The following is a 3,161-nucleotide window of genomic DNA, read 5'->3' as shown; positions in this document are numbered from 1 at the left end:
GCCTCGGACGGGGTGCGGGCCTGGGGCGGCGCGGCTGCTCCCGGCCCGACCGGGGGCGCGCTCGGCGATTTTGGCGTAGTGGGAGCGGCCTGCGGTGCCCGGGGGGCGGAAGGCGCCGGCTGTTCCGCCGCGGGGGGCGCGCTTGAGGACGGTGACGCGGCGGCCAGTTGGGTGGCGATGCCTTCGAGGAGCTTGGCGTACGCGGCGCGGGTGGCGCCCTGCGGTTCGCTGCGGCCGGCCTCCCATCCGGCCACGGTGGTGCGGGTGACGTCGAGCGCGGCGGCGATCTCCGCCTGGGTGAGGCCGTAGTCGGTCCGCAGCCTGGCGCGCTCGGCCGGCTCGGGCAGGTGGGTGCGGCGCGGCCCGGACTTCAGGAGGGCGTCGACGGGGTCGGGCTTGCTCGCCATGCGGCGCACGCTCCTTCGGTGTCAGTCGTTGTCGGTCGCGGATGTGCGGTGCGGGGCGGCGTCGAGGAACTCGCGCAGGTGCCGGCCGGTGAGGATACGGGCGGGGTTGCGGCCCGGGGGCAGCGGAAGCCGGCGCCCCAGCGCCCACTGGAAGCGGGCGGCCGGGGCCAGGTCGAAGGCGTACTTGCCGCCCGCGGTGTCGTCCGGCTCGGATCCGACGATCCGGAAGGCACCCACGCAGACCCCGCCGTCGACGAAGGCGAGCAGGAAGTCCCCGTGCTTCCCGACCGTCTGCCGGGAGAAGCGCCACCACCGGGCCGCGCCCTCCGCGACGGTCTGGCCGCTGCGAAGCGACTGCCTCACGTCCACCGCGAGCATCCGTCCCCGTCCCGTCAGATTCCTTGCTCACTCCACGGATGCGATCCTAGCCCAGATCAACCTTGTTTATCGGCCGATAAAGGCTGTGCTTCGGCAGCCGTCGCAGGTGCCCCGGCGCGGCCAGAGGCATCAGAGATCGCCGGGCTCCTCCCGCACCCGGCGGCGCAGCCACGCCCGCAGCCCCCGGGTGGTTTCCGGCGCAGGGGCAGCGGCGTGCGCGGTGGCGGTGGCCGGGAGTTGCCGGCACGTCTCGGGGCGCGGCGCGGCGCGGTGCTCGCGCGCCTCGTCCAGGCACAGCGCGAGGCTCACCCGCTGCCAGAGGATCTCGTCCGGGTCGTCGGCCAGCACGAGCCGGTCCATGGCCTCGCGCGCGGCGGGCGATTCGCCGTGGCGCTCGACGAGTCCCGGCCGGAGCTTGTTGAGGTACGCGCGCTCGTACGGGTCGTCGACAACCTCCGCGAGCTGGACGGGATCGAGTACGGAACTCGTGATCGCCGCCTGCTCCCACGGGTCCTCCGTCTGCCGCGTCAGCAGACTCAGGCGCCGGCTCCGCCAGTTGCGGGCCCGGCGGTCCTCCCCCGCGTCGAGCACGGCCCGCATCTTCTGCGGGGACCTGCCGGTGAGCAGCGCGGGATGACGGTCCGCGAACTCCGTCAGTTCTGCGGCGAGATACAGCCAGACGACGGCCCGGTAGCGGTTCAAGTAGAACTTGACGGGGGTGATGTACCCGGCGCGGGCCAGCTTGCCGAACCGTACGGGGCTGATGCCCATCAGCTGCGAGCCCTCGGTGGTTCCCACGGTCCGGACACGCTCACGCAGCGTTTCCAGAAGCGGGTCAGCGGCCCGGAGCCGGTCGACCTCCTCACGGGCGACCCTTCGGTGGCCGCCGTCGCTGTCCACCGACGTGACGATGTGACCCAGCAGGACAGCGAGGTCGAACTCGCTGCGCTTCAGGCCCAGTTCCTGGATGGCCCGGGATGCCGCGAGCGGCTTTCCCGTCGGCGCGGCGACGGTGGTGCGGTGTACTGCCTGTACGGCCATGATCGTCTCCCCGTGAGATCCGAATACTCTCGGTGACGACCGTAGCCTGGCCGGCGCGTTCCCCGCCCGGCCTGTGGACAACTCCACGGCCGGGCGGGAACGCGCAGGTCAGAACTCGTGCGTCGAGCCGAGTCCCGGCTGCCTCGCGGCCACGCCGAGGTGCTCACCGACGCGGTTCACCAGCAGGGTCATCTCGTACGCGATCTGCCCGATGTCGGCTTCGGCGGCGCTCAGCACGCACAGGCAACTGCCGTCGCCCGCCGCCGTGACGAACAGGACCCCCTCGTCGAACTCGACCATCGTCTGGCGGACCTTGCCGGCCCGGAAGTGCCGGCCGGACCCCTTGGCGAGGCTGTGCAGGCCCGACGACACGGCGGCCAGATGCTCGGCGTCCTCCCGCGCCAGACCTGTGCTGGCTCCGGTCACGAGGCCGTCGTTGGACAGCACCAGCGCGTGCCGCACGTGTTCGACACGACTGGTCAGGTCGTCAAGAAGCCAGTCGAGTCCTTTGTCCAAAGCCATGTCTCGGCCTCCCCGTTCATTTGTTCCCCGTTGCCCTGGTCGTCGACAAGCCTTCCCCACTGTCGTCGTCGCGGCAAGCACGTGTTTCCACTGGTGCTCCTGGGCTCGGTGGGGCACTGGGTGTGCGGGCGCTTCAGCCCACCGTGTCGAGCAGCCGGGCGGTGTGCATCCTTCCCGCGTACTCGACGAGGCGTACGAGAACTTCCTTGCCCGAGTCGCGGTCCCTCGCGTCGCACAGGACCACCGGTGTTCCCCGGTCGAGGTCGAGGGCGCGGGAGACGTCGTGCGCCCCGTAGGCCCGGGACCCGGCGAAGCAGTTGACCGCGACGACGAAGGGGATGTGCCGGTGTTCGAAGTAGTCCACGGCCGGGAAGCAGTCCTCGAGGCGGCGGGTGTCCGCCAGGACGACGGCTCCCAGGGCTCCCAGGGAGAGTTCGTCCCACAGGAACCAGAACCGGTCCTGCCCCGGCGTGCCGAAGAGGTACAGCGAGAGCCCGGACCGGATGGTGATGCGTCCGAAGTCCATGGCGACGGTGGTGGTGGTCTTCCGGTCGACGCCGCCGGTGTCGTCGACCGTACGGCCGGCCTGGCTGAGCTGTTCCTCGGTGCGCAGCGGCCGGATCTCGCTGACGGCGCCGACGAGGGTGGTCTTGCCGACCCCGAAGCCACCGGCGACCAGGATTTTCAACGCGAGGGCGGACGTCTGACCGGCCGCGTCGTCGGAGTACTCGGAGCCCATCGATCACTTCTCTCAGGAGAACGGTCAGCATCGGTGCGTCCCCGTCGCGCGTGGCCGAGCGGGCTGGTCACGAC

At 71.5% G+C, this 3,161-nt stretch carries 5 protein-coding genes; all 5 read right to left on the bottom strand.

Features of this window, described 5'->3' with window-relative positions; translation table 11 throughout:
- Window positions 1-407, bottom strand: a 407-nt coding sequence (locus E2E34_RS32825) for a helix-turn-helix transcriptional regulator (RefSeq protein ID WP_138905484.1), incomplete at its 3' end; no start/stop codon positions are given.
- Between the two features lie 21 nt (window positions 408-428).
- A complete protein-coding gene (locus E2E34_RS32820) occupies window positions 429-770 on the bottom strand; it encodes a hypothetical protein (RefSeq protein WP_244316362.1) in 342 nt (113 codons plus the stop codon).
- A 144-nt stretch (window positions 771-914) separates the two neighbouring features.
- Window positions 915-1,826, bottom strand: coding sequence for a DUF6397 family protein (locus E2E34_RS32815; RefSeq protein WP_244316359.1), 912 nt, complete (start codon window positions 1,824-1,826; stop codon window positions 915-917).
- 108 nt (window positions 1,827-1,934) lie between these two features.
- A complete protein-coding gene (locus E2E34_RS32810; RefSeq protein WP_138905482.1) occupies window positions 1,935-2,348 on the bottom strand; it encodes a roadblock/LC7 domain-containing protein in 414 nt (137 codons plus the stop codon).
- A 133-nt stretch (window positions 2,349-2,481) separates the two neighbouring features.
- On the bottom strand, window positions 2,482-3,087 hold the full coding sequence (locus E2E34_RS32805) for a GTP-binding protein (RefSeq protein ID WP_138905481.1): 606 nt from the start codon (window positions 3,085-3,087) through the stop codon (window positions 2,482-2,484).
- Window positions 3,088-3,161 lie beyond the last annotated feature (74 nt).

Origin of the sequence: Streptomyces albidochromogenes, assembly GCF_005981925.1 — a bacterium.
GTDB classification, from domain to species: domain Bacteria; phylum Actinomycetota; class Actinomycetes; order Streptomycetales; family Streptomycetaceae; genus Streptomyces; species Streptomyces albidochromogenes.
Note: the sequence above shows the minus strand (reverse complement) of the source record. Positions and strands in the feature narration are given on the sequence as shown.

Bases quoted from the DNA above. Each gene is read 5' to 3' on its own strand.
- E2E34_RS32815 (WP_244316359.1), bottom strand. From the start codon at position 1,826: ATGGCCGTACAGGCAGTACACCGCACCACCGTCGCCGCGCCGACGGGA.
- E2E34_RS32810 (WP_138905482.1), bottom strand. From the start codon at position 2,348: ATGGCTTTGGACAAAGGACTCGACTGGCTTCTTGACGACCTGACCAGT.
- E2E34_RS32805 (WP_138905481.1), bottom strand. From the start codon at position 3,087: ATGGGCTCCGAGTACTCCGACGACGCGGCCGGTCAGACGTCCGCCCTC.